We start from the raw sequence: 2,885 nt of genomic DNA on the forward strand, positions 1-2,885 counted from the left end.
ATTCAAAAATTTACCAACGAACCCCTATAATAATACACGTCTTTGTAATTCTTCTAAATGCTGATTGCCAGCATAATAGTTCAAAATTCAGGCCTTTCACGGCCCTATTTATAGCACTTTCAGAATTTATTGTGTTTTATTGTGTTTGGTTCAAAAGGTCCATCATAGCTTGACTTTTATCTTTTGCAACATGAACATAAGTCTTTAAAAACATTTCTGTGGTGTGTCCCAATCTGAATGCTGCCCAAGGATAACTTATTCCTGGTGTATTATCTAATTTAGTAGCCACAGTATGCCGACAAGTATACATATTTATTTTTTTACTTGTCGCATTAACACCAATCTTTTCTGCAACTTTTTTAATAATTATGTTCATACTAGCTTGACCAATTGGAACACCATCAGCTGTTAACCGTTTATCACGCATAATCAATAGAATAAACTTGTTTCTATTAATAATACCTTTATCACGTAATAGCTTTCGTTGCTTTTTCTGATAATTAAGCAACAATTCAACTAAATTATTTGAAATTGGCAAAGTTTTACGACTAAAGCCGTGTGATCGACTTTTCAAGTGTCCATTCAATCGATGTAATTTTTCGCTCCAGGCATTATCAATTTCAAACACATTATAACTGCCTTCTTTAATTAATTGGTTCCACCTAATTGCTTGCAATTCTTGCGGTCGCATCCCAGTTTCCAAGGCAATTAAAATTGCTAAACGACTTACCTAAAAATCAATTTGCAAATTCGCTAATTCTAAAACAATTTCCTGCTTGATTTTCACAACTTCTTCAGCAGTAAACACATACTTTTCCGGAATTATCGAAAACTCTTCTATTCTAAAAAATTTTCGTAATGGATTTTTAGGAACAGGGTTAATATTAATAACATCTTGCTCTTTTAACATTGAAAAGTACTGTCTAATATATTGTAAACGCCGATCAATGGTTGAATTTTTTGAAACTTTCGCCTTATGGGTCTTAATATAATTACGTGCAAAGGCCCTAATTTGCGTTTCAGTAATATCCTTGATTTTGGTTTTACCAAAATATTTGCCAACTAAACGACAAGTATAATCCGAATCAGTAAATGTGGGTAAACTCCACCTGCCTGCTTCATATTCTCCCTTACAATAATCTAATATCTAATAAAGCTTGCGCAAAACTGGTATTAGCTTTAGTAACCCTGGCAAAATCTTTACTTTTAAATTCACCCCACATTTTTCGCTCTAATTGTTTTGCTTCTACTAAAGTATTAGCTACTTTACTGGGCAAGCTAATTTGCTTACCAGTAGTTAAGTCTTTTGGCTGGATCCTTACCCGAAAGCAGCCACTATATTTTCCCTTAGAAATCTTAGTAATTGACATTTCATTTACTCCCTAAAAAGAGAGTACCGAAATAGTACTCCCTTATTACAGCAGTTAATTTTATTTTTCAGGTACGAAGTTAGACATTTCTTCTAGCCAGTTTTGCATTTCCTGCGCATAAAAGTACTTTCTGCCAGTTGAATAAACTGCGTGTTCAGGACAACGATGTAAGTGATACTTTCTTGCCTTTTGCTTATTTTTTTTAATTGAGCGCCACAAAGTCGATGAACTAATATGTAATGCCCTAGCTAACTCTGTCTTGTTTAGTTTTTCTTCCGTAATTGCCATTTTTACCTCCTTTTTTACGATTGTTCTCGTACATCAATGACTTAATTTCAGTTAAATATTCATCCAAACTAAATAGCCTTGCAGTTTCATGATACTTCTTAAGTTCGGTCTTAATATTGCCAGAAGGATAATAATGTCCTGGGATATTTTCTTTATCAAAATACTCTAAATTAAAATTAATAAATTTATTTAAGCCATCTTTGCCAAAAACTTCTTTTATATAGATATAACACACCCACTGCACCGTTAAAGAGAAACCACTCAATCTTACGATTGACCCAAATATCAAAGACAGGCGTCAGTTGGTCTTGTTTTATTTCACTAGTTTTAGCTAACCTGTCTATTTCTTGCCACTCTGGTGTGTACGCAATTTCATTTTCTGCCATCATTAATCACAAGCTTCCAATGCTTCAAAATACAATCAGTCAAATAAGGATAGATATTATTCGTATTCAGAGTAGACACCATTTTCCCAATTGTATGAGCCTCACGGTGTTTAAATTCACCTTCAACTCTGATCCAATCTTGATAATTGTTGGCAAGTGAACGTATAAGCCCTTATTATCAAGTTGTTCTTGTTTTTTTATCGTAAAGCCGCATGAATGCATCTGACTTTCTACTCCCAACATAAATAGTAAAAACTTGATTATTCGCACCAATATACCTAATACGTTCTGCTGGAATTAGTTGTTTACGTGCATTTAAAAATAAATATTCTTCATTCTTAAGTTTGTTATATATTTTATCAATCGAATAACCATAATCAATTAAATCAATTGCCACATCAATTCTTGATACGTGACCTTGAAATTTTTGATATATTATTTCAATTATTCTTTTCCAATCGACTTTAATATCTTGTAATTGTGCTAGTGATTCAAACATTGCTTTACCACTAGCAGTTAGGTCAATTAATAAGCCCATATCTAAGCGTTTTGGATTGAACATAATTGTCACTAAATCTTGCTCACTAGAACCATAATTAATTGAGTTCGTATAACCATTTCTACCAAAATTCAAGATACTTTTTTGTGTAAAGATCGTTTCAAATCTAAATAGGTTATTTACCTTGTTTAACTCAATTGGAAACTCATTTTCTTTGAGCCTCTGATCTTTGACTGGAATCATGAAACGAATCTGATCAATTTTGACATTATTAAGTTTCATCATTTTTATTCTCACTACACCCGTATTACTTAACGGGTGTCAGCCTAGCCGTTCCACTTG

General features: G+C 32.8%; 6 protein-coding genes. All 6 read right to left on the reverse strand.

Translation table 11 applies throughout. From position 1 onward, the window contains the following. Window positions 1-136: 136 nt before the first annotated feature. A complete protein-coding gene (locus tag Q0K80_RS10175) occupies window positions 137-691 on the reverse strand; it encodes a hypothetical protein (RefSeq protein WP_294606014.1) in 555 nt (184 codons plus the stop codon). Window positions 692-730: 39 nt separating this feature from the next. Next, window positions 731-910: a hypothetical protein gene (locus Q0K80_RS10180; RefSeq protein ID WP_294606016.1), complete on the reverse strand. Its 180-nt coding sequence runs from the start codon at window positions 908-910 to the stop codon at window positions 731-733. Window positions 911-1,130: 220 nt separating this feature from the next. Next, window positions 1,131-1,370: a hypothetical protein gene (locus tag Q0K80_RS10185; RefSeq protein ID WP_294606018.1), complete on the reverse strand. Its 240-nt coding sequence runs from the start codon at window positions 1,368-1,370 to the stop codon at window positions 1,131-1,133. Window positions 1,371-1,430: 60 nt separating this feature from the next. Next, a complete protein-coding gene (locus tag Q0K80_RS10190; protein WP_294606020.1) occupies window positions 1,431-1,658 on the reverse strand; it encodes a helix-turn-helix domain-containing protein in 228 nt (75 codons plus the stop codon). A 185-nt stretch (window positions 1,659-1,843) separates the two neighbouring features. Then, a complete protein-coding gene (locus Q0K80_RS10195; RefSeq protein ID WP_294606023.1) occupies window positions 1,844-2,047 on the reverse strand; it encodes a hypothetical protein in 204 nt (67 codons plus the stop codon). Between the two features lie 175 nt (window positions 2,048-2,222). Continuing rightward, a complete protein-coding gene (locus Q0K80_RS10200) occupies window positions 2,223-2,828 on the reverse strand; it encodes a replication initiation factor domain-containing protein (protein ID WP_294606025.1) in 606 nt (201 codons plus the stop codon). Between the last annotated feature and the right edge of the window lie 57 nt (window positions 2,829-2,885).

Origin of the sequence: uncultured Lactobacillus sp. (genome assembly GCF_945290125.1) — a bacterium.
GTDB classification, from domain to species: domain Bacteria; phylum Bacillota; class Bacilli; order Lactobacillales; family Lactobacillaceae; genus Lactobacillus; species Lactobacillus rizhaonensis.

What these genes read in the sequence shown, in the direction of transcription:
- Q0K80_RS10195 (WP_294606023.1), bottom strand. Translation starts at nt 2,047, where the DNA reads ATGATGGCAGAAAATGAAATTGCGTACACACCAGAGTGGCAAGAAATA.
- Q0K80_RS10185 (WP_294606018.1), bottom strand. Translation starts at nt 1,370, where the DNA reads ATGTCAATTACTAAGATTTCTAAGGGAAAATATAGTGGCTGCTTTCGG.
- Q0K80_RS10190 (WP_294606020.1), bottom strand. Translation starts at nt 1,658, where the DNA reads ATGGCAATTACGGAAGAAAAACTAAACAAGACAGAGTTAGCTAGGGCA.
- Q0K80_RS10180 (WP_294606016.1), bottom strand. Translation starts at nt 910, where the DNA reads ATGTTAAAAGAGCAAGATGTTATTAATATTAACCCTGTTCCTAAAAAT.
- Q0K80_RS10200 (WP_294606025.1), bottom strand. Translation starts at nt 2,828, where the DNA reads ATGATGAAACTTAATAATGTCAAAATTGATCAGATTCGTTTCATGATT.
- Q0K80_RS10175 (WP_294606014.1), bottom strand. Translation starts at nt 691, where the DNA reads ATGCGACCGCAAGAATTGCAAGCAATTAGGTGGAACCAATTAATTAAA.